This window comes from Rhizobium sp. O111, assembly GCF_055616315.1.
Genome location: NZ_JBSHXL010000001.1, coordinates 3,708,927 through 3,731,292, shown reverse-complemented (window position 1 = coordinate 3,731,292; position 22,366 = coordinate 3,708,927). Strand labels below are relative to the sequence as shown.

Below are 22,366 nucleotides of genomic sequence, written 5' to 3'. Positions count from 1 at the left end.
CGCCTGAAATTGGGCGTATGGCGGAATTGATTTTCGCCATACGCCCTTTTCGTATCTGGAGCCTGCTGTGACTGACACGCCCGCTATCGAACTTGTGGGCATCGACAAGAAATTCGGTGCCGTCCACGCCAACAAAGACATCAACCTCACTGTCGCCAAGGGATCGATCCATGGCATCATCGGGGAAAACGGAGCCGGAAAATCGACGCTGATGTCGATCATCTACGGCTTCTACCACGCCGATCAGGGCGAGATCCGGGTCAACGGCCAGGCCGTGACGATCAAGGACAGCCAGACGGCGATCGCAACCGGTATCGGCATGGTGCATCAGCACTTCATGCTGGTCGACAATTTCACGGTGCTCGAGAACATCATGCTCGGCGCCGAGGGCGGAGCGCTGCTCGCCAGAGGCGTGGCATCGGCCCGCGCCGAGCTGAAGCGGCTGGAGAAGGAATACGGCCTGGAGGTCAACCCGGATGCGCTGATCGAGCAGCTCCCCGTCGGCCTGCAGCAGCGCGTCGAAATCCTCAAAGCCATGTATCGCGGCGCCGAGATCCTGATCCTCGACGAGCCCACGGGCGTGCTGACGCCTGCCGAAGCCGACCATCTGTTCCGCATCCTCAAAGTGCTGCGCGACCAGGGCAAGACGGTCATTCTCATCACCCACAAGCTGCGCGAGATCATGGCGATCACCGATACGGTGTCGGTCATGCGCCGCGGCGAGATGGTGGCGACCCGCAAGACGGCGGAGACGACGGTCGAGGAACTGGCCGAGCTGATGGTCGGCCGCCGCGTGCTGCTTCGCGTGCAGAAGGGCGAGGCCAATCCCGGCAAGGTCATCCTGTCGGTGCGCAATCTGACGGTAAAGGACGACCGCGGCGTTGTCATGGTCGACAACGTGTCGTTCGACGTGCGGGCTGGCGAGATCGTCGGCGTGGCGGGCGTGGCCGGCAACGGGCAGTCGGAGCTTCTCGAAGCCATCGCAGGCATCCGCAAGCCGCATTCGGGCGAAATCCTGCTCGACGGGCAACCGATCGACAAGGCCGATCCGGCGCGGCTGCGCGAACTTGGCCTCGCACACATCCCCGAGGACCGCCATCACATGGGCCTGGTGCTGAAGTTCGAGGAATACGAGAATTCTGTGCTCGGCTATCACCGCAAACCTGAATACAGCAAGGGCCCGCTGCTTGATCTCGAAGCGATCCGCAAGGACGCGATGGAGAAGATCGAGAAATACGACATCCGGCCGCCGAACCCACGGCTGAAGACCGCCAACTTCTCCGGCGGCAACCAGCAGAAGATTGTCGTCGCCCGCGAGATCGAGCGCGACCCGACGGCGCTGATCATCGGCCAGCCGACCCGCGGCGTCGATATCGGCGCCATCGAATTCATTCACCGCCGGATCATCGAGATGCGCGACGCGGGCAAGGCGATCCTGCTCGTCTCCGTCGAGCTCGACGAAATCCGCGCCCTTTCAGACCGTATCCTTGTCATGTTCGCCGGGCATGTCGTCGGCGAGAAGACGCCCGATGCCGGTGAACAGACCCTCGGCCTGATGATGGCCGGCATTGCCGCGTGAGGCCTTGATGAGCACTGCTTCCACTCCCCTACCCCGCTGGATCAACTACGGCCTCATCCCGATCCTGAACCTTCTCACCGCCTTCCTGATATCAGGCTTCGTCGTCTGGCTGATCGGCGAAAGCCCGATCGGCGCGCTGCAGCTTCTGATCGAAGGCGCGCTCGGGAGCGGCGAAGGCATCGGCTTTACGCTGTACTACGCCACCAGCTTCATCTTCACCGGCCTTTCGGTGGCGGTCGCCATCCATGCCGGGCTGTTCAACATCGGCTCCGAGGGACAGGCCTATCTCGGCGGTCTCGGCTGCGCGCTGGTGGCGCTGGCGCTCGACAAGTTCGTGCCGTGGTATGTGACCATGCCCGTCGCCGTCATCGGCGCCGGCCTGTTCGGCGCGGCCTGGGCCTTCATTCCGGCCTGGCTGCAGGCCAAGCGCGGCAGCCATATCGTCATCACCACGATCATGTTCAACTATATCGGCGCGGCGCTGATGGTCTATCTGCTCGTTCACGTGCTGATCGTGCCGGGCAAGATGGCGCCTGAGACCCGCACCTTCCTCGAAGGCGGTCAGCTGCCGAAGCTCGGCTGGATCATGGACATGTTCGGCGCCAAGCTGGGTGCGGCACCCTTCAACGTCTCCTTCATCATCGCGCTGGTGGCGGCTTATTTCGTCTGGCTGCTGATCTGGCGCACCAAGCTCGGCTTCGAAATGCGTACGCTCGGCGTCAGCCCGAGTGCGGCCGCTTATGCCGGCATTCCCTATGCGCGCATCGTCATCATCGCCATGCTGCTTTCGGGAGCGCTGGCGGGCATGATGGCGCTCAATCCCGTCATGGGCTCGTCGGCCCGCCTGCAGGTCGAGTTCGTCGGCGGCGCCGGCTTCGTCGGCATCGCGGTATCGCTGATGGGGCGCAATCATCCTGTCGGCATCGTGCTCTCGGCCATCCTGTTCGGCATCCTCTACCAGGGCGGCGACTGGATTTCGTTCGAGATGCCCAACATCACCCGCGAGATGATCCTCGTCATCCAGGGTCTGGTGATCCTGTTTGCCGGCGCGCTTGAATACATGTACCGGCCGGCGATGGTGCGTCTCTACCAACAGTTCAAGCGGGCGTAAGGAGCGCGACGATGGAATATTACGACATCTTCATCAGCGTTCTGAGCTCCACCATCCGCCTGTCGATCCCGCTGATCTTCACGGCGCTGGCAGGGCTGTTCTCCGAACGCGCCGGCGTCTTCGACATCGGGCTCGAGGGCAAGATGCTGGGCTCGGCCTTCGCCGCCGCCTGTGTCGCCTACCTCACCGATTCCGCCTGGGCGGGGCTTTGCGCCGGCATTATCTGCTCGGTGGCGCTGAGCTTCGTGCACGGCTTTGCCTCGATCACCAATCGCGGCAACCAGATCATCTCGGGCGTCGCGATCAACTTCTTCGTGGCTGGTATCACCATCGTGCTCGGCCAGGCCTGGTTTGGCCAGGGCGGGCGCACGCCGCAGCTGGCCGGCGACGCGCGCTTCACGCCGATCACGCTTCCGGGCGCCGACGCGGTGCGCGAGGTGCCGATCCTTGGGCCGCTCTATGCCAACGTCATCTCCGGCAACAACGTGCTCACCTACCTCGCCTTCCTGGCGGTGCCGCTTTCGTGGTGGATCCTCTACCGCACGCGCTTCGGTCTTCGTCTGCGCGCCGTCGGTGAAAATCCTGGTGCTGTCGATACCGCCGGCATCTCGGTCAGCTGGCTGCGCTACCGCGCGGTCATCTGCGCCGGCATTCTCTGCGGCTTCTCCGGCACCTATCTGGCGATCGCGCAGTCGGCCGCCTTCATCAAGGACATGTCGGCCGGCAAGGGCTATATCGCGCTGGCAGCGCTCGTCTTCGCCAAGTGGAAGCCGGTGCCTGTCATGTTTGCCTGCCTGCTGTTCGGCTTCCTCGATGCACTCGGCAACTTCATGCAGGGCAAACCGATCCCTGGCATCGGCGAAGTGCCGGTGCAGATCTTCCAGGCCCTGCCCTATATCCTCACCTGCGTGCTGCTCGCGGGCTTCATCGGCAAAGCCATTCCGCCGAAGGCCGGCGGCACACCCTATGTCAAGGAGCGCTAAGACCATGTCCCACGACCTCTTCGAAGCCGCCCGCGGCGCCATGGCATTCGCCCACGCGCCCTACTCCAAGTTCCCCGTCGGTGCTGCGATCCGCGCCGAGGACGGCAAGGTCTATACCGGCGCCAACATCGAGAACCTCTCGTTTCCCCAGGGCTGGTGCGCGGAGCCGACGGCAATCAGCGCCATGATCATGGGCGGGGCGAAGAAGATCGTCGAGATGGCCGTGATCGCCGAGAAGCTGCCGCTCTGCCCGCCATGCGGCGGCTGCCGGCAGAAGATCTCGGAATTCGCCTCCAAGGAAACGCGGATCTATCTCTGCGACGAAGCCGGCGTGCAGAAGACCATGACCATGGACGAACTGCTGCCCTTCAGCTTCGAGACCGAACTCTGATGCAGGCGGCGCTCGACCTGCTGAAATCGCGGCTCGGCGGGCTTTCGCCGCGCTATGGCGTGATCCTCGGCTCCGGGCTTGGCTCGCTGGTGGCGGAGCTCAAGGATGCGGTTCGCATACCCTATCAGGATGTTCCGGGCTTTCCCGTCAGCGCGGTTTCCGGCCATGCCGGCGAGGTGGTGGCCGGCACGCTTCGCGGCGTGCCTGTGATCATGCTGTCGGGCCGCGTGCATTTCTACGAAAAGGGCGACGCCAACGCCATGCGGCGGCCGATCGAGGTGTTGAAGGCGCTCGGCGTCGAGGCGCTGATCCTGACGAACTCGGCGGGATCGCTGCGCGAGGATCTGGCGCCCGGATCGGTCATGCAGATCACCGACCACATCAACTATTCCGGCATCAACCCGCTGATCGGCGAGGAGAGCGACCGCCGCTTCGTGGGCATGACCAATGCCTATGACACCGGGCTTGCTGACGCGATGCGGCGGGCGGCGGAGACGACGGGGACGGCACTTTCTGAGGGCGTCTACATGTGGTTCTCCGGCCCGAGCTTCGAGACGCCGGCGGAGATCCGCATGGCGCGCATTCTCGGCGCAGATGCTGTTGGCATGTCGACCGTGCCTGAAGTCATCATCGCCCGAATGCTCGACATGAGGGTTGCGGCTGCTTCCGTTATCACCAACTATGGGGCCGGAATGACCGGTTCGGAACTGAGCCACGACGAAACCAAGGAGATGGCGCCCATCGGCGGTGCCCGTCTTGCCGCCATCCTGAAAGAGATGATCGCGGCTGGAGGAAATGACGCATGAGCAATCACTCGCTGAAGGAAACGGCGGCCGTGGCGCTGTCGTTGCTTGATCTCACCAACCTCAAGGACGACTGCACGGAAGCGCAGATCGAGGCCTTGTGCGCACGCGCGCAGACGCCCTACGGCAACAGCGCGGCGATCTGCATCTGGCCGCGCTTCGTGGCGCATGCGCGCTCGATCCTCGGCAGCGGCCATCCTGTGAAGATCGCCACCGTCGTCAACTTCCCCTCGGGCGACATGGAGGTCGCCGACGTGGCGGCCGAGACGCGTGAGGCGATCGCCGACGGTGCCGACGAGATCGATCTCGTCATTCCCTATCGCAAGTTCATCGCCGGCAGCGGCCGGGCCGTGACCGACATGGTGGCCGCCGTGCGCGCCGAATGCGGCGAGGCGGTGCTGTTGAAGGTCATCCTTGAGACCGGCGAGATCAAGGATGCGGCGATGATCCGCCGCGCCTCGGAACTGGCGATCGAGGCGGGCGCCGACTTCATCAAGACCTCGACGGGCAAGGTTTCCGTCAACGCGACGCTTGAGGCAGCCGACATCATGCTGCGCGCAATTCGCCAGAGCGGTCGCAAGGTCGGCTTCAAGCCGGCGGGCGGCATTGCCTCGGTAGCGGATGCGGCACTCTATCTGAGCCTCGCCGAGACGATCATGGCGCCCGACTGGCCGATGCCCTCGACCTTCCGCTTCGGCGCTTCGGGCGTGCTCGACGACATCCTTGCGGTGCTTTCGGGCGCGCAATCGGCACCGGCGACCGCCGCGAGCTACTGAGATGATCCCGCAGGAGATCATTCGCCGCAAGCGCGACGGCGCAGTGCTGTCCGATGACGATATCCAGGCGTTTATCGCAGCACTTGCGGCGGGCAAACTCTCCGAGGGGCAGATCGGCGCCTTTGCCATGGCCGTCTGGTTCAAGGGGATGCGCCGCGAAGAGACCGTTTCGCTGACCATGGCGATGGCGCGCTCCGGCGACATGCTCGACTGGAGCGATCTCGACCGGCCGATCGCCGACAAGCATTCGACCGGCGGCGTCGGCGACAATGTCTCGCTGATGCTGGCGCCGATCGCTTCGGCCTGCGGGCTGGCGGTGCCGATGATCTCGGGGCGCGGGCTCGGCCATACCGGCGGGACGCTGGACAAGCTGGAATCCATACCAGGCTATACGGTTACCCCTGATGCCGCGCTGTTCCGCAAGGTGGTGCGCGAGGCCGGCTGCGCCATCATCGGCCAGACGGCAGCGCTGGCGCCGGCAGACGGCAAGCTCTACGCAGTGCGCGACGTGACCGCGACGGTCGATTCCATTCCGCTGATCACCGCCTCGATCCTGTCGAAGAAGCTGGCGGCGGGGCTGCAGACGCTGGTGCTCGACGTGAAGGTCGGCAACGGCGCCTTCATGGCCTCGTCCGGCGAGGCCGAGCAGCTGGCGCGGTCGTTGGTCGAGGTTGCGAATGGCGCGGGACTGAAGACGTCGGCCGTCATCACCGACATGAACCAGCCGCTGGCGGATGCCGTGGGAAACGCGCTGGAAATCCGCAACGCGATCGCGTTCCTCGCGGGCGAGAAGAGCGGCACAAGGCTGGAGAACGTGGTTCTCGCCTTCGCGGCCGAGATGCTCGTCCAATCGGGCGTCGCACCCTCGCGAGAGGATGGCGAGGCGCGGGCGGCCGTGGCGCTGTCATCGGGCAAGGCGGCGGAGATATTCGGGCGCATGGCGCATATGCTGGGCGGGCCGTCGGACCTCCTGGAGAAGCCCGACAGCTATCTGCCGGCTGCCCCGGCCATCTGGCCTGTCGTGGCCAAGCAAAGCGGCTGGCTTGCGGCCTGCAACAGCCGGGATATCGGGATGGGCCTGATCGATCTCGGCGGCGGGCGGCGACACCCCGATGACCGGATCGACCATCGGGTCGGGTTCAGCGATATCCTGCCGCTCGGCACGCGCGTCGAGCGCGGCGACCCGATCGCCTTCGTGCATGCGGCGAACGATGATGCGGCGGAAATAGTGGCCGCGGCGCTTCAGGCGAACTACGTGATCGGCGACAGCGCGCCCGCGCTGCCACCGGTCATTTCATCGCGCTTCTGATTACTGCTTCATGCTGAGCGAGCCGTCGGCCACGGCGTAGGAGGCGAGCTTCTTCAGGAAGCTCATGCCGACGAGCGTCGAGGACAGCGCCTCGTCCTTCAAGACGAAAGCCTCGACATCGCGCACGCGGATGCCGCCGATCTCGACACGGTCGAGCATGATATGCGCGGCCTTGGTCTGGCCGTTGGCGGTGTTGACCGAATAGCGGAAATCGAGCTGGTTTGCCGTATAGCCGAGACGGCGGGCCATGGTCTCGTTCAGCGCAACGTAAGTCGCGCCGGTGTCGATCAGGCCAGAGACCGACTTGCCATTGATGCGGAAATCGCCGGTGTAGTGGCCCTGCTGATCGGCCTGCAGGCGCATGCTGGTGCCATTGCCCGAGATTGCGGTCGTGGGGGTGGGATCGACCGCGCCGGAGACGAAATTGGCGGAGATCGGGCCTTCCGGGCGCGTAGGCGTGCTTCCGATGAAGGAAGGAACCTGTGTGGCAAGCACCGCTGCGATGCTTGCGAATATCACTGTACGCAAGAGCATGGAAACAGAAATCCTTCCTGTATAAACCGTGCATCATGCGCGGCCGTATCTTTAGCAGCTAAGCCACAATTGCTGAAAAGTTGCTAACGGCGGAAGGAGATAAGGCCTGGAAACATAGCCCAGGCCCCATGTAACATTTCAAATGGTAAACGGCTCGTTAATTACTTCGTGCCGTACATGCGGTCGCCGGCATCGCCGAGACCGGGCATGATATAGCCCTTCTCGTTGAGATGGCTGTCGATCGAGGCCGTGTAGATCTTCACGTCGGGATGAGCTTCCTGGAAGTTCTTGATGCCCTCGGGGGCCGCGAGCAGGCAGAGGAAGCGGATGTTGGTCGCGCCGCGTTCCTTCAGCTTGTGAATGGCGGCGATCGAGGAATTGCCGGTCGCGAGCATCGGATCGACGACGATCATCAGGCGCTCGTCGAGCGCTTCGGGCGCCTTGAAATAGTATTCCACCGGCTGCAGCGTGTCGTGATCGCGGTACATGCCGATATGCGAGACGCGCGCGGAGGGCACCAGCTCCAGCATGCCTTCGAGCAGGCCGTTGCCGGCGCGCAGGATCGACACGAAGACCAGCTTCTTGCCTTCAAGGATCGGCGATTCCATCGTCTGCATCGGCGTTTCGATGGTTGCCATCGTCAGCTCGAGATCGCGCGTCACCTCGTAACACAGGAGCGTGGAGATTTCGCGCAGCAGGCGGCGGAAGCTGCCCGTCGACGTTTCCTTGCGCCGCATGATGGTGAGTTTGTGCTGCACGAGCGGATGATCGATGACCGTTACGCCGTTCATGGCCGAGCCCTTTCTTTAGCTGTTCTTATAGCATGTTTCTTCCACGGAATTTGTCTCCGCCGCAAGAGCGGAGGGCAAATTGCCCCTATGATCCCCAATCTGGGATCCCCAATCTGACCCGGATCGGGACGGATCAGAGCCTGGCCAGAAGCGCGCTACGCGTGGCCTCGTCGACGAAGGCAGCCTCGATGCCGGTGCGGGTGATCGCATTGATCTCGGCGTCGCTGAAGCCGAAGACGGAGGAAGCGAGCTCGTATTCCCGCTCGAGCGAGGTGTGGAAGAAGGGCGGATCGTCGGAGCTGATGGTGACGCGCACGCCTTCATCCTTCAGCGCCCGCAGCGGGTGCGACCGGAAATCCGGGAAGACCTTGAGCGCGATGTTCGAGCCCGGGCAGACCTCCAGCACCGTGCCCAGATCGGCCAGCCGCTTGACGAGGTCCGCGTCTTCGATGGCACGCACGCCATGGCCGATGCGGGCCGGGCGAACGGCATCCAGCGCGTCTGTAACGCTGAAGGCGCCGCAGACCTCGCCAGCGTGGATGGTGAGGCCGAGGCCGGCATCGCGGGCGATATCGAAGGCGCGCGCATAATCCGCCACGCGGCCCATGCGCTCCTCGCCCGCGAGGTTGAAGCCCGTGATGAGCGGATTGCCGGCGCTTGCGGCATATTCGGCGGCGCCGATGACGCTTTCGGGGCCGAAGTGGCGTTCGCCGGTGACGATCAGCCGGGCCTCGATGCCCGATGCCGCCTTGGCGCGGCGGATGCCCTCGCACACGCCTTCGATATAGGCATCGGCGCCGAGGCCGATGCGCTTGCCGTGATCGGGCGAGACGATGAGCTCGCTGTAGATCGTGCCTATGGCGGCGAGTTCGGCCAGATAGGTTTCGGTGAGCAGCGCATAGTCCTCGTCGGTCTTGTAAACCTCGGAGATCTTGTCGTAGCACTCGAGGAAGCTTGCGAAATCATGCCAGACATAGGCGCCGTCCTTCAGATAGGCGCTGATGTCGATGTTGTACTTGCGGGCCTGCGCCAAAGTGAGCGCCGGCGGAGCGGCACCCTCCAGATGACAGTGCAGCTCGACCTTCTTCAGATGTGACGTCACAGAAAACTCCTCCCGTGCGGGCCGGCGGGGATGCGCAGATGCTGGGCGATGGTCTCGCCTATATCGGCGTAGCTCGAACGGATGCCGAGATTGCGCGGGCGATGGCCGGGGCCATAGGCGATGATGGGAACCCGCTCGCGGGTGTGATCGGTGCCGCGCCAGGTCGGGTCGCAGCCATGATCGGCGGTGATGATGACGAGATCGCCGGGCTTCAGCTTGCCGCCGACTTCCGACAGGCGCGCGTCGAAAGCTTCAAGGGCCGCGGCATAGCCCGGCACGTCGCGGCGGTGGCCGTAGAGCATGTCGAAATCGACGAAATTGGTGAAGACGAGATCGCCATCCTCAGCGACATCCATGGCTTCGAGCGTCGCATCCATCAGCGCCGCATTGCCGTTGGCCTTGACGACCCGCGACACGCCCTGGTGGGCGAAGATATCGCCGACCTTGCCGACGGCATGGACCGTGCGGCCTTCCTTCACCAATCTGTCGAGCAGCGTCGGTTCGGGCGGCGGCACGGAGAAATCGCGGCGATTGCCGGTGCGCTCGAAGCTCGCCTTGGTTTCGCCGACGAAGGGGCGGGCGATGACGCGGCCGATGTTTTCACGATCGAGAAGGGCGCGGGCGATGGAACAGAAGGTCATCAGCCGCTCAAGGCCGAAATGTTTCTCGTGGGCGGCGACCTGGAAGACGGAGTCCGACGAGGTGTAGCAGATCGGCTTGCCGGTGCGGATGTGTTCCTCGCCGTAGCGGGCGATGATGTCGGTGCCGGACGCGTGGCAATTGCCGAGGATGCCGGGCACTTCGGCGGCACGGCACAAGGCTTCCACGAATTCGGGCGTAAAGGCGTCGCCCTCGGTCGGGAAATAGCCCCAGTCGAAATTGACGGGCGTGCCAGCGATCTCCCAATGGCCCGACGGCGTATCCTTGCCGCGCGAGACCTCGTTGGCCGAGCCGAAGCTGGCATAGACCTTCTCGGCCATCGGCATGCCGACGGGGATCTTGCCGGATGCCGCCTTTGCGAGGTGCAGGAGGCCGAGCGCTGACAGGTTCGGCAGCTGCAAGGGTCCTGATCGCAGGCCTTCGCGGTCGCCCAGGCCGGCGGCGCAGAATTCAGCGATATGGCCGAGCGTATCCGCCCCCTCGTCGCCATAGGCGGCCGCATCCGGCGCGCCACCGACGCCGAAGGAATCCATCACGAATAGAAAGGCACGCGGCATGTTTCACCCGACACTGAAAAGCTGGCGCGCCGGATTGCCGGCCGCCGGGTCACAAGCCTTATAACGGAGACGGGAGGATGGCAAATGGGGGCGCCAGCGCGTGTCGCTCAGCAGTCGCTGCAGAGAACGTTGTCGCCCTGGCGTTGCCGGTAATAATAGGTGCGGCTGATGGTCAGCGTGCTGTTGTTCGGCATGAGATTGGGCGCGAAGAGGAACAGCTTGTAGGGTATGGACAGCTCCGAGCGGACGAGGAAGCTGTTGGCCTTCCTGAGATCGGTCGGCACGGTCACGGCGGAATTGACCGTGTAGGGACGGCTGTTGTCCTGCGCCCAGGACCACTTGACGGTCGGGTTGGCGGCCGCGTCGATCTGGATGCCTGTAACCTTCAGGCTCAACGTGGTTCCGGCATTGTAGGGCACGAAGATCGCGGCCGCGGCATTGGGCATGTCCGCGAGCCAGGATTTCGTCACCGTCTGCTGCTGCGTGACGATATCCGCCACCGTGGCGGCCGCGCGCGACGCGCGCTTGCTGACGCTGAGACCGATGGTGATCTCGAAGGCGCCGACATAGAGCATGACGAGGATCGGGAAGAGAATGGCGAACTCGATGGCGCCCATGCCATCGCGGTCACCCGCGAAGCGCCGAGAGAGGGCCTGTAGCCTGGCAATTGCGCTGCGGATCCTCATCATCACGGGTATTGCTCGTTCTGGAACGCGGCAGTCGCGACAATCAGGAAGTAGGCCGAGGAACCGTCGGATGGCCTGATATTGGAGATGTAGGGACGGATAAGGTCGCCGATGACCTGCCACTTGTAATAGGCGCGGACCATGTTGATGGTGCCGGCGCCGCCTGGCGCGTATTGGAGTTTCGATGTGTCGAGGTCCGAATAGGCGGCGGTCGATTTCGTTGGAATGGTCGTCGGGATGGCGGCGAAGGTCGCGAACTTCTGGACATCGACGAACAGCTTGCTCGGCGTTGCCGCCTCCGTCGCCGAGCAGGTGATCAGGATCGAGATCTCCTTGCAGAAGGCGGTACGAAAGGCGGTGCGGTCGGTATTGGTCGCGGTGATCTGGCCGGTGCGGATCTTGCGGCCCAGCGTATCGACGGCGTTGGACACGAGCTCTTCGCCCGCAAAGGCTATGAATGTCTCGATGATCGCGAAGACGACCATGAAGTAAGGAATGGCAAGAAGCGCGAATTCGATCGCGGCGGCTCCATCACGCGAGCGCCTGAAAGCGGCAATGGACCACCGCCGCCTGCATTGGCGCCGATCCGTCCGTTCCGCTGTTTGATCCAATTCCGTCATGGCCTGCATCCGACACAGCTTCGATCATGCACTTTTAGGTGCCGAACGTTGATTTTCCGTTTCAAGCCGGTTCAGAAATTTAACAACAAGTAAAAGGGCTTCGATTAGGGACCAGTTGCACCAGCGCTGGCGCCGGCAGCGGCGGTCGTGTCGCTGTGCTGCTCGCAGTTCGGCGTGCAGGACAAAACCGTGCGCTCCGTCTGGCGGAACACGCGCACCGTGTTGGCTTCGTCGATGGAGACCAGGATGCTCTGATCGAGAATGGCATTGCCGTCCACATCGAGAAGGACGAGATTGGTGCTGCCGAAGCTGCGGCCTGTCAGCACGATGGTCTTTGCGTCGGCGACCGTCGCATCCGCCACCTTGGCATTGCCGACGATGACCTTGCTGACGGGACGATCGAGCTTCAATACCCGCGCCTGGTCCATATAGACCCTGAGCATCTGCTGCTGCTGGGCGAAGGCCGGGGCGTAGACAGTTGCGCAGGCCGCGGCGGCGGCAAGTACACTGGCAAGGACTAGCCTTATGCCGCTCGATGACATCTGGATTCTCTCACGATCACGACGGTAACTTACCGGGAGCATAGAAAAAAATGGTGCATGAAATCTTAATACACGGGCAACCCTGTCCATAACGAGACGTTAACGCACCCTCATCAGTACAGTAATGACGCAAACCGCGCTCACGAGAGCGGATCAGGTAACGGCCCCGAGCGCCCGCTCATCAGGAATCCCTTATTCAGCAGTAACTTCCGCACGATATTTAAATTTCTAAAGAACTACTGAAACGGTTACTTACCATAACGCCGACCGCTCCTTCATTTACATATTAGTAACCCATTTTTTTAAGCCGATTGAAAGAGCGGTTCGTTAGGTTGTGCTCATCCGATCAACGGCAAACAGTTGGCGGACGTGCTGAACATCAACTGGAGTTAGGAGTTATCATGACCAAGCTTATGAGCCGTTTTCTGAAAGACGAATCCGGCGCGACCGCAATTGAATACGGCCTGATCGCAGCGCTCATTTCCGTAGCGCTCATCACCGGCGCGACCGCACTCGGCAACAAACTGAACCTCATGTTCAACGGCCTGTCGAGCACGATCGCTTCCAAGACGCCGACCTGATATCGCCCTCGGCGACACGATATACGCCAGACCTTAACGGGTCTGGCGCTAAACATGGGCTCACGCGAACACGCGGTGGGCCTTTTGTCTTAAGGATCGATAGCAGAATGATCGCAGCTTCCGTTTTTGTGATATTCCCGCTGTGCCTCGCAATCGCGGCATTTTCCGATCTGTTCACGATGACGATCCCGAACAGGATCTCCATCATCCTCATCGTGTCTTTCTTCGCCATCGCAGTTTTCACCGGCATGCCGCTTGCCGCGATCGGCAATCATGCCGCCGGCGCGCTTGCCGTGTTTGTCGTCTGCTTCGTTTTGTTCGCAACCAACACCATGGGCGGCGGCGACGCCAAGCTTCTGACGGCATCGGCACTCTGGTTCGGCCTTAACCCCGCTATCGTCGAGTTTCTCGGCTATGTCGGCATTTTCGGTGGCCTGGTCACCCTGATCATCATGATGATCCGCACGCAGGCAGACACCATCCTGGCGATCGGCCTTCCGGTTCCGAACTCGATCCTCATGGCCAAGAAGATCCCCTATGGTATCGCCATAGCGATCGGCGGTTTTCTGGCATTTCCGTCTTCGCCGGTATTTATGACCGCGCTGGAAGGCTTGAAATAAAGGCGCTTAAGCGCTCGTTAACCTAAGATCGAAGTCTTTCGTTAACTATAATTACACCAATTGGAGCCAATTCTCCGGAACGAATATTTCGATTCCTTGGGGAACGCCTGATGAAACCCGCCCGCATTTTGATCCTTGGAGTGGCCGTTGTGGCCGCCGGTCTGGCCGGCGTTCTGGCGATGAGCCTTGCCGGCCGCGGATCGGTCGTGACCCAGGTCCAGCAGGTGGTCGAGAAAGAGCCGACCGTCAACGTTCTGGTCTCCAGCGCCAATCTGCCCGTCGGCGCGCGGCTCGACGACAAGTCCGCGCACTGGATGGCATGGCCGACAGGCGGGGTCGTTCAGGGCTTCATCACCGAAACCGACAAGCCGGAAGCCATCAAGGACCTGCAGGGCGCCGTGGTGCGCATGCCGATCTTCGAGGGTGAGCCGATCCGGGCCGAAAAGATCGCCGATTCCAATAGCCGCATCATGTCGTCGCTGCTGCCATCGGGCAAGCGCGCGGTCGCCACCGAAATCTCGGTCGCAACCGGCGCCGGCGGCTTCATCCTGCCGAACGACCGCGTCGACCTGATCATGGTGCGCAAGGAAAAGAACGGCGACAAGTATCTGACCGAGACCGTGCTCAACAACGTGCGCGTACTCGCGATCGACCAACAGGTTCAGGAAAAGGACGATGGGTCCAAGGCGGTGGTCGGCACGACCGCAACGCTGGAGCTGACGCCTGACCAGACCAAGGTTCTGGCGGTTGCCCAGCAGATGGCCGACCGCCTGTCGCTGGCGCTGCGCTCGGTCGCCGACGCCCGCGAGCCGGACACCAAGGCCGCCGATTACCTGCTTAGCGGCGACAATGGCAGCTCCATCGTTCAGGTCATCAAGTCAGGCGCCATCGTCACCGACAGCGCGCCTTCGAAAGCCGAGTAGAGGAAACGGACATGGGCAACTCAACACGGCACATGAAACATCTGATGGCAGGCTGCCTGTCGCTGACGATCGGCTACACCGGCGTCGCGCCCAGCTTCCTCGACCCCATCGTCGGCGTCAGCACGGCTGAGGCCGCCGCCGACGGCATGGTCAATATCACCCAGACGGGCCCGGGCGCGCATCGCGCCCTCAAGCTCGGCCTGAAAAAGGCTATCGTCATCGACCTTCCCGTCGATGCACACGACATTCTCGTTTCCGATCCGAGCATGGCCGACGCGGTGACGCGCTCCTCGCGGCGCATCTACCTGTTCGGCAAGACGGTCGGGCAGACCAACATCTTCATCTTCGGCGCCGACGGCCAGCAGATCGTCAGCCTCGACATCGCGATCGAGCGCGACGTCAGCGGGTTGCAGAACAACCTGCGCCGCTTCATTCCCGATTCCAACATCAACGTCGAGATCGTCTCGGACAACATCGTGCTGACGGGTACCGTTCGCACGCCGCAGGACGCAGCACAGGCCGCTGATCTGGCCGGTGTCTTCCTGAAGGGCGGCGAGGCGACGACGCGCACGGAGACCGCCAGCAGCCAGGGTGGCGGCGACGGATCGGTGGCGCTGTTCGCGGAAAGCCGCCAGCAGTCGCAGGTGATCAACCTGCTGCAGATCGAAGGCGAGGATCAGGTCACGCTGAAGGTGACGATCGCCGAAGTTCGCCGCGAAATCCTGAAGCAGATCGGTTTCGACAATCTTGTCTCCAACTCCGGCGGCCTCAGCGTCGCGCAGCTTGGCGCGCCGAACGCCAGTGCCGCGACCGCAACCGTCGGCGGCGGTCTGGCGGCGCTGTTCAAGAACTCGATCGGCAAGTACGACATCTCGACCTATCTGAGCGCGCTGGAACAGGCAAAGGTCGTGAAGACGCTTGCCGAGCCCACGCTGACGGCAATTTCCGGACAGGCGGCAACCTTCAACTCCGGCGGCCAGGTTCTCTATTCGACGACCGACAACGACGGCAACGTCACCGTCGTACCCTACAACTACGGTATCAACCTGGCCTTCAAGCCTGTCGTCCTGTCTTCGGGCCGCATCAGCCTGGAGATCAAAACCAACGTGTCGGAGCCGGCACCTTCGGTTACCGGCTCGGCACCAACTTACCAACGCCGTTCGGCCGAGACATCCGTCGAGCTTCCTTCCGGTGGCTCGATCGCACTGGCCGGTCTCATCCGCGACAACGTCTCGCAGACATCGAACGGAACGCCTGGTGCCAACAAGATCCCGCTGCTGGGCACGCTGTTTCGCCAGCGCACGGTCGAGCGCGACGAGACGGAGCTCGTGATCATCGCGACGCCCTATCTCGTGCGTCCGGTCGCCCGCAACCAGCTGAACCGGCCTGACGACAACTTCAGCCCGGAGAACGACGGCGCGGCATTCTTCATGAACCGCGTCAACAAGGTCTACGGCGGTAAGACGCCGGTCGCCGACGCCCAGTTCCACGGTTCAATCGGGTTCATCTACAAATGAGCGAAGCGGGATCAGCAATGGCACAACACAGAGACACGCCGATGGCCAAGATCAAGACCAGCGCCCGTCACCGCGGCTTTTCGACACCGCTGATCGCGGCCGCCGCAATCGCGGCCGCCCTGCTTTCGGGCTGCGCCTCGCGCGACGACCTAACGACGGGCGGTATTCCTGACGATTACCGCCAGCGCCATCCGATCGTGGTGACCGAAGCCGAGCAATCGGTCGATATTCCGGTTGCCTCGACCGACCGTCGGCTCAACACCGCGCAACGCGACATGATCCGCGGCTTCGCGCAGAACTACGGCTCGCGCGCCACCGGCCCGGTCTACCTCTTGACGCCGGAGGGGTCGCCGAACTCCAACGCCGCCCGCCAGCTGCGCGGCCAGGTACGCGCCGAACTCTCCGCCCGCGGCATCGCGAGCTCGAAGATCGTCAACAGCTCCTACGTGACGCTCGACGCCAAGGACGCGGCGCCGATCCGCCTCACCTTCGTCGGCACCACGGCGATGACCTCGCAGTGCGGCCAGTGGCCGAAGGACATGATCAACGACTTCAGCAACCAGAATTACTATAATTTCGGCTGCGCGACGCAGAACAACCTCGCGGCACAGATCGCCAACCCCGAAGATCTCGTCGCGCCGCGCGGCATGACGCCGATCGACGCAACGCGCCGCAACGCCGCCATCAAGGAATATCGCGAACGCACATCCACGATCGAAGAAGTCGGCGGCACCGCCGCCGGCAGCTTCTGATCAGACCAGGATTGACGATGAGCACGGTTGAATACGACATTTCAAACGCCGCCGACCTCCAGCAGGCCGAAGATGCCATGCGCATGGGCGAGCTGGAAAACATGCGCCCGCTGCCGCGCATCTCGGTGCATGCCTTCTGCGAGAGCGAGGAGCTGCAGCGAGTGATGGAGCGCTGCGGCAGCGATCGCCGCATGTCGAAGGTCAGCCTGCGCATCACCAGCGGCGGCATAGCGGCCGCGGCCAACATGTTCGCCAGCGCGCCGACGCCGAACCTGATCATTCTCGAGACGCGCGCCAATAGCGCCGGCCTGCTCAACGAGCTGGCGCCGCTCGCCGCCGTCTGCGACCCCTCGACCAAGGTCATCATCGTCGGCTACCACAACGACATCGCGCTCTACCGCGAGCTGATCCGCAACGGCATTTCCGAATATATCGTGCAGCCGGTCGGCATGGCCGACATCATGACGGCGATGGCGACGATCTTCGTCGATCCGGATGCCGAGCCGCTCGGGCGCAGCATCGCCTTCATCGGCGCCAAGGGCGGCGTCGGCGCCTCGACCATCGCGCATAACTGCGCCTTCGGCATCTCGCGACTGTTTTCGACCGAGACGATCCTCGCCGATCTCGACCTGCCCTACGGAACCGCGAACATCGACTTCGATCAGGACCCGACGCAGGGGATCGCCGAAGCGGTCTATGCACCTGAGCGCCTGGACGAAATGTTCCTCGACCGCCTGCTGACGAAATGCTCCGAGCATCTTTCGCTGCTTGCGGCGCCGTCCATCCTCGATCGCGCCTATGATTTCGACGGACATGCCTTCCAGCCGGTCATGGAGGTGCTGCAGCGCAGCGCGCCGGTGACCGTTCTCGACGTGCCCCACGCCTGGTCCGAATGGACGCGCTCGGTACTCGGCGCCGCCGACGAGGTGGTCATTTGCGCATCGCCGGATCTCGCCAATCTGCGCAACACCAAGAACCTGATCGACGCCCTGCGCAAGATGCGGCCGAACGACAAGCCGCCGCACCTCGTTCTCAACCAGGTGGGCATGCCGAAGCGTCCCGAGATCAGCCCGGCGGATTTCTGCGAGCCGCTGGAATGCGAACCCGTCGCCATCATCCCGTTCGACAGCAACCTGTTCGGAACGGCTGCCAATAGCGGTCGAATGATCTCGGAGATGGACCCTAAATCGCCGACGGCCGAGACCTTCTCGCAGCTGTCGCACATCGTTACCGGGCGCATCGCCGTCAAGAAGGCGAAGAAGAGCAGTCTTCTCGGCCTCCTGAAACGCAAGTAGCCCACCAGGAGTGGAATAAGGCATGTTCGGAAAACGCGGAAACGAAGGATCTGGCAAGGCGGGCGGCACGATCGCGCCACCGCCGCCTGTTGCTGCGCCTTCCTCGTCGACGGCGCCGGCCGTCTTCGTCGAGCCGCAGCGCGAGCAGGCACGCCAGCAGGTGGCGCCGCCGCCGATGCAGACGCCGCAGCGCAAGCGCCCTGCCCGCACCGACGAATATTACGACACCAAGGCACAGGTCTTCTCGGCGCTGATCGACACGATCGACCTGTCGCAGCTCGCCAAGCTCGACGGCGAAAGCGCGCGCGAGGAAATTCGCGATATCGTCAACGATATCATCACGATCAAGAACTTCGCGATGTCGATCTCCGAGCAAGAAGAACTGCTCGACGATATCTGCAACGACGTTCTCGGCTACGGTCCGCTGGAGCCGCTCCTGGCGCGCGACGACATCGCCGACATCATGGTCAACGGCTCCGGCAAGACCTTCATCGAAGTGGGCGGCAAGACGCTGGAATCGGAAGTGCGCTTCCGCGACAACGCGCAGCTGCTCTCGATCTGCCAGCGTATCGTCAGCCAGGTCGGTCGCCGCGTCGACGAATCGAGCCCGATCTGCGACGCCCGCCTTCCCGACGGTTCGCGTGTCAACGTGATTGCGCCGCCGCTCGCCATCGACGGGCCGGCGCTCACCATTCGTAAGTTCAAGAAGGACAAGCTGACGCTCGACCAGCTGGTGCGCTTCGGCGCGATCACGCCCGAGGGTGCGACGCTGTTGCAGATCATCGGCCGCGTCCGCTGCAACATCGTCATCTCCGGCGGTACCGGCTCGGGCAAGACGACGTTGCTCAACTGCCTGACCAACTACATCGACCGCGACGAGCGCGTCATCACCTGCGAGGACACGGCCGAACTGCAGCTGCAGCAGCCGCATGTCGTGCGTCTGGAAACCCGCCCGCCGAATATCGAAGGCGAAGGCGAGATCACCATGCGCGATCTCGTCAAGAACTGCCTGCGTATGCGCCCGGAACGCATCATCGTCGGCGAAGTGCGCGGACCCGAGGTCTTCGACCTCCTGCAGGCGATGAACACCGGCCACGACGGCTCGATGGGCACGATCCACTCGAACTCGCCGCGCGAATGCCTCAGCCGTATCGAATCGATGATCGCCATGGGCGGCTATTCGCTGCCGGCCAAGACCGTTCGCGAGATTATCTCGAACTCGGTCGACGTCATCGTCCAGGCAGCACGTCTTCGCGATGGCTCGCGCCGCATCACCCAGATCACCGAGGTGATGGGCATGGAAGGCGACGTGATCATCACCCAGGATCTCATGCGCTACGAGATCGAAGGCGAAGACGCGGGCGGAAAGATCATCGGGCGGCACAAGTCGACCGGCATCGGCAAGCCGAATTTCTGGGACCGCGCCCGCTATTACAACGAAGAGAAGCGGCTCGCCGCGGCGCTCGACGAAATGGAAGAGAAGTCGAAGGATTAAGATTATGTTCGGTTTCGATCCGATCGTGCTGGGTATCGTGCTGCTCGTGGCCATTTCGGCCGGCGCGGTGTGTTACGGCCTGCTGTTCTCGCGGATGGAAACCGAAAAGAAGGCGGCAAGCCGCGTTAGCCGGGTGGCATCGGCCGAACTCGACAAGCAGAGCGTCAAGGCGGCGCGCGACCGCGTCCAGGAAATGTCTAAGCGCCGCAAGTCGATGCAGGACAACCTGAAGGATCTCGAGAAGCGGCAGCAGGAAAACGCCAAGAAGAAGCTGACGCTGAAATCGCGGCTGACGCAGGCCGGCCTCTCGATCACGCCCGGCCGTTTCTACATGTTCAGCGGTATTTTCGGTCTTGTGCTGATGTTCGTCGCGTTTCTGGCCGGCGCCCCCACCATGGTGGTGCTTGGACTGCCTGTTGTGGCCGGGCTCGGGCTGCCGCGCTGGATCCTCGGCTTCCTGATCAAGCGTCGCCAGAACAAGTTCCTCGACGAATTCCCCAACGCGCTCGATGTCATCGTGCGCTCGATCAAATCGGGCCTGCCGCTGAACGACTCGATCCGGCTGATCGCCAACGAGGGCAAGGAGCCGGTCAAGGGCGAGTTCCGGCGCGTGGTCGAATCCCAGCAGGTCGGCCTCAGCGTGCCCGATGCCTGCACGCGCATGGTCAACCACATGCCGCTGCAGGAGGTGAGCTTCTTTGCGATCGTCATCGCCATTCAATCGCAGGCCGGCGGCAATCTCTCCGAAGCGATCGGCAACCTTTCCAAGGTGCTGCGCGAACGCAAGAAGATGAAGGCCAAGGTCAAGGCGCTTTCCATGGAAGCCAAGGCATCCGCCGTCATCATCGGCGCGCTGCCGTTCATCGTCGCGACGCTCGTCTACATGACCTCGCCGCAATACATGATGGTGCTGTTCACCGACCCGCGCGGTCACTTGATCATGGGCGCTTCGGCGGTCTGGATGTCGATCGGCATCTTCGTCATGCGCAACATGGTCAATTTCGATATCTAACCGAGGCAATGCGATGTCGTCCGATCTTGCGAGTTCCCTGACCGATCCCTCGATGCTGATCGCGGTGCTGGTGGCGCTGGCGGTGTTCGCGACGCTCTACACGCTCGCCATCCCCTTCTTCGAGCGCGGCGATCTCAACCAGCGCATGAAGGCGGTCTCGACGGAGCGCGAACAGATGCGCGCCCGCGAACGCGCGCGCATGAACGCGGAATCGACCGGCAGCAAGGCCTCGCTGCGCACGCAGAACAACCGCTCGGTTCGCCAGATCGTCGAGCGCTTCAACCTGCGCGAGGCGCTGGTCGACGAGAACACGATGAACAAGCTGCGCGCGGCGGGCTATCGCTCGGAAAACGCGCTCAACATGTTCCTGGTCGCGCGCTTCCTCCTGCCCTTCTGCTTTTTCGCGCTGGCGATCTTCTGGGTGTTCGGCCTCGACCACCTTGTCGACAAGCCGACGCCAATCCGCTTTCTGGCGACGCTCTGCTTTGCCTATGTCGGTTTCTATGCGCCGAACATCTTCATCTCCAACAAGATGAAAAAGCGGCAGCATTCGATCAAGCGCGCATGGCCGGATGCGCTCGACCTGATGCTGATCTGCGTGGAATCCGGTATCTCCATCGAGGCCGCCATGCGCCGCGTGTCTGAAGAACTCGGCGAGGCCTCTCCGCCGCTCGCGGAAGAAATGGTGCTGACGACGGCCGAGCTCTCCTTCCTGCCGGATCGCCGCGTGGCGCTCGAAAATCTCGGCACGCGTACGCAGATCCCGATCGTGCAGTCTGTGGTTCAGGCGCTGATGCAGGCCGATCGCTACGGTACGCCGGTCTCGCAGGCGCTGCGCGTCCTTGCCCAGGAAGGCCGCGACGAGCGGATGAACGAGGCGGAGAAGAAGGCCGCCGCGCTGCCGCCGAAGCTTACCGTGCCGATGATCCTGTTCTTCCTGCCGGTTCTGGTCGCCGTCATTCTCGGCCCGGCCGGTATCCAGGTCGCCGACCGGTTCTAAGCGGCTCGACCGAGCATCACCGATTTTTATGATGGACCGCCGCGCGGGGCCGTGTGACATTCGACGACGTCACCCCCACCCACGGACCATCGCCATGTCGTCACTCAGCGTCTTTCTCAGCATTATCGCAACGCTCTCGATCGGCGCGATGAGCCCCGGCCCGAGCTTCGTTCTCGTCTCCAGGATCGCCGTGTCGCGCTCGCGCGTTGACGGGCTTGCGGCGGCGGCCGGCATGGGTCTCGGCGGGGTATTGTTCAGCATCCTGGCGCTGGCGGGGCTGACCGCCCTGCTCTCGCAGTTCGGATGGCTCTATCTGGCGCTGAAGATCATGGGCGGGCTCTATCTCGCCTATATCGCCTATAGGATTTGGCGCGGCGCCGGCGAACCGCTTGAGATCGGCGAGACCACCGCCGCCAACCGCGCCGTCGGCCGCAGCTTCATGACAGCGTTTCTGACACAGGTCAGCAATCCGAAGACGATCGTCGTCTATGCCAGCATTTTCGCGGCTCTCTTGCCGAAGACCATTCCGCTGGAATTGTTCGTGGCGATCCCGCTTGGGGTCTTCGCCGTCGAGGCCGGGTGGTACACGATCGTGGCGCTGGCTTTCTCGGCCCGGCACCCACGCCGGATCTATCTCGCCGCGAAGAAGTGGATCGACCGCGCGGCCGGCGCCGTGATGGCCGGACTTGGTCTGCAGCTTGTCGTGTCAGGCCTGAGCGGCCGTTAG

General features: G+C 63.0%; 24 protein-coding genes. 17 read left to right on the top strand and 7 right to left on the bottom strand.

The annotated features are described in order from the left end of the window. Nucleotides 1-67: 67 nt before the first annotated feature. From ACVTFQ_RS18605 to deoA, 7 genes are read left to right on the top strand one after another with little or no spacing between them, the layout of a single operon-like run. Nucleotides 68-1,579, top strand: coding sequence for an ABC transporter ATP-binding protein (locus ACVTFQ_RS18605; protein WP_018899201.1), 1,512 nt, complete (start codon nt 68-70; stop codon nt 1,577-1,579). A 7-nt stretch (nt 1,580-1,586) separates the two neighbouring features. Next, nucleotides 1,587-2,690 (top strand): ABC transporter permease, encoded by a 1,104-nt coding sequence (locus ACVTFQ_RS18600; protein ID WP_018899200.1) that lies wholly within the window; start codon nt 1,587-1,589, stop codon nt 2,688-2,690. A gap of 11 nt (nt 2,691-2,701) precedes the next feature. Continuing rightward, nucleotides 2,702-3,673 (top strand): ABC transporter permease, encoded by a 972-nt coding sequence (locus ACVTFQ_RS18595; RefSeq protein ID WP_111563110.1) that lies wholly within the window; start codon nt 2,702-2,704, stop codon nt 3,671-3,673. A gap of 4 nt (nt 3,674-3,677) precedes the next feature. Beyond that, the gene (locus ACVTFQ_RS18590) at nt 3,678-4,064 is read left to right on the top strand and encodes a cytidine deaminase (protein WP_037188430.1); all 387 of its coding nucleotides are present in this window, start codon (nt 3,678-3,680) and stop codon (nt 4,062-4,064) included. Next, entirely contained in the window at nt 4,064-4,870 is an 807-nt protein-coding gene (locus ACVTFQ_RS18585) for a purine-nucleoside phosphorylase (RefSeq protein WP_111563109.1), read from the top strand. Before ACVTFQ_RS18590 ends, ACVTFQ_RS18585 begins: the two co-directional genes overlap by 1 nt. Then, on the top strand, nt 4,867-5,643 hold the full coding sequence (deoC, locus tag ACVTFQ_RS18580) for a deoxyribose-phosphate aldolase (protein ID WP_111563108.1): 777 nt from the start codon (nt 4,867-4,869) through the stop codon (nt 5,641-5,643). Before ACVTFQ_RS18585 ends, deoC begins: the two co-directional genes overlap by 4 nt. A 1-nt stretch (nt 5,644) precedes the next feature. Next, nucleotides 5,645-6,952: a thymidine phosphorylase gene (deoA, locus tag ACVTFQ_RS18575; protein ID WP_111563107.1), complete on the top strand. Its 1,308-nt coding sequence runs from the start codon at nt 5,645-5,647 to the stop codon at nt 6,950-6,952. Here deoA and ACVTFQ_RS18570 read toward each other — a convergent pair whose 3' ends face one another. From ACVTFQ_RS18570 to ACVTFQ_RS18540, 7 genes are all read right to left on the bottom strand, one after another. Continuing rightward, a complete protein-coding gene (locus tag ACVTFQ_RS18570) occupies nt 6,953-7,486 on the bottom strand; it encodes a TIGR02281 family clan AA aspartic protease (protein ID WP_047506688.1) in 534 nt (177 codons plus the stop codon). 161 nt (nt 7,487-7,647) lie between these two features. After that, complete coding sequence (gene upp / locus ACVTFQ_RS18565) at nt 7,648-8,277, bottom strand: uracil phosphoribosyltransferase (RefSeq protein WP_047506686.1); 630 nt, start codon at nt 8,275-8,277, stop codon at nt 7,648-7,650. Nucleotides 8,278-8,410: 133 nt separating this feature from the next. Further along, complete coding sequence (locus tag ACVTFQ_RS18560; protein WP_111563106.1) at nt 8,411-9,379, bottom strand: adenosine deaminase; 969 nt, start codon at nt 9,377-9,379, stop codon at nt 8,411-8,413. Next, entirely contained in the window at nt 9,376-10,596 is a 1,221-nt protein-coding gene (locus ACVTFQ_RS18555; protein ID WP_111563105.1) for a phosphopentomutase, read from the bottom strand. Before ACVTFQ_RS18555 ends, ACVTFQ_RS18560 begins: the two co-directional genes overlap by 4 nt. A gap of 107 nt (nt 10,597-10,703) precedes the next feature. Further along, nucleotides 10,704-11,282, bottom strand: coding sequence for a TadE/TadG family type IV pilus assembly protein (locus ACVTFQ_RS18550; RefSeq protein WP_111563257.1), 579 nt, complete (start codon nt 11,280-11,282; stop codon nt 10,704-10,706). 2 nt (nt 11,283-11,284) lie between these two features. After that, nucleotides 11,285-11,902: a TadE/TadG family type IV pilus assembly protein gene (locus ACVTFQ_RS18545; RefSeq protein WP_047507478.1), complete on the bottom strand. Its 618-nt coding sequence runs from the start codon at nt 11,900-11,902 to the stop codon at nt 11,285-11,287. A 104-nt stretch (nt 11,903-12,006) separates the two neighbouring features. Then, the gene (locus ACVTFQ_RS18540) at nt 12,007-12,444 is read right to left on the bottom strand and encodes a pilus assembly protein N-terminal domain-containing protein (protein ID WP_111563104.1); all 438 of its coding nucleotides are present in this window, start codon (nt 12,442-12,444) and stop codon (nt 12,007-12,009) included. Between the two features lie 401 nt (nt 12,445-12,845). On the opposite strand from ACVTFQ_RS18540, the gene ACVTFQ_RS18535 reads away from it, so the two are divergent. From ACVTFQ_RS18535 to ACVTFQ_RS18490, 10 genes are all read left to right on the top strand, one after another. Next, on the top strand, nt 12,846-13,025 hold the full coding sequence (locus tag ACVTFQ_RS18535; RefSeq protein WP_111563103.1) for a Flp family type IVb pilin: 180 nt from the start codon (nt 12,846-12,848) through the stop codon (nt 13,023-13,025). Nucleotides 13,026-13,132: 107 nt separating this feature from the next. Continuing rightward, a complete protein-coding gene (locus tag ACVTFQ_RS18530) occupies nt 13,133-13,645 on the top strand; it encodes an A24 family peptidase (protein ID WP_111563102.1) in 513 nt (170 codons plus the stop codon). A gap of 110 nt (nt 13,646-13,755) precedes the next feature. Then, nucleotides 13,756-14,568 carry a Flp pilus assembly protein CpaB gene (cpaB, locus tag ACVTFQ_RS18525; RefSeq protein WP_047506673.1) on the top strand — a complete coding sequence of 271 codons (813 nt, stop codon included), beginning with the start codon at nt 13,756-13,758 and terminating at the stop codon, nt 14,566-14,568. An 11-nt stretch (nt 14,569-14,579) separates the two neighbouring features. After that, entirely contained in the window at nt 14,580-16,085 is a 1,506-nt protein-coding gene (locus tag ACVTFQ_RS18520) for a type II and III secretion system protein family protein (protein WP_470423918.1), read from the top strand. Between the two features lie 17 nt (nt 16,086-16,102). Then, on the top strand, nt 16,103-16,837 hold the full coding sequence (locus tag ACVTFQ_RS18515) for a CpaD family pilus assembly protein (protein WP_111563100.1): 735 nt from the start codon (nt 16,103-16,105) through the stop codon (nt 16,835-16,837). Nucleotides 16,838-16,854: 17 nt separating this feature from the next. After that, nucleotides 16,855-18,132 (top strand): CpaE/TadZ family protein, encoded by a 1,278-nt coding sequence (locus tag ACVTFQ_RS18510; RefSeq protein WP_111563099.1) that lies wholly within the window; start codon nt 16,855-16,857, stop codon nt 18,130-18,132. Nucleotides 18,133-18,154: 22 nt separating this feature from the next. Then, entirely contained in the window at nt 18,155-19,627 is a 1,473-nt protein-coding gene (locus ACVTFQ_RS18505) for a CpaF family protein (RefSeq protein WP_111563098.1), read from the top strand. Between the two features lie 4 nt (nt 19,628-19,631). Beyond that, nucleotides 19,632-20,639, top strand: coding sequence for a type II secretion system F family protein (locus ACVTFQ_RS18500; protein WP_111563097.1), 1,008 nt, complete (start codon nt 19,632-19,634; stop codon nt 20,637-20,639). A gap of 13 nt (nt 20,640-20,652) precedes the next feature. Next, a complete protein-coding gene (locus tag ACVTFQ_RS18495) occupies nt 20,653-21,639 on the top strand; it encodes a type II secretion system F family protein (RefSeq protein ID WP_111563096.1) in 987 nt (328 codons plus the stop codon). Between the two features lie 94 nt (nt 21,640-21,733). Next, nucleotides 21,734-22,366, top strand: coding sequence for a LysE family translocator (locus ACVTFQ_RS18490; protein WP_111563095.1), 633 nt, complete (start codon nt 21,734-21,736; stop codon nt 22,364-22,366).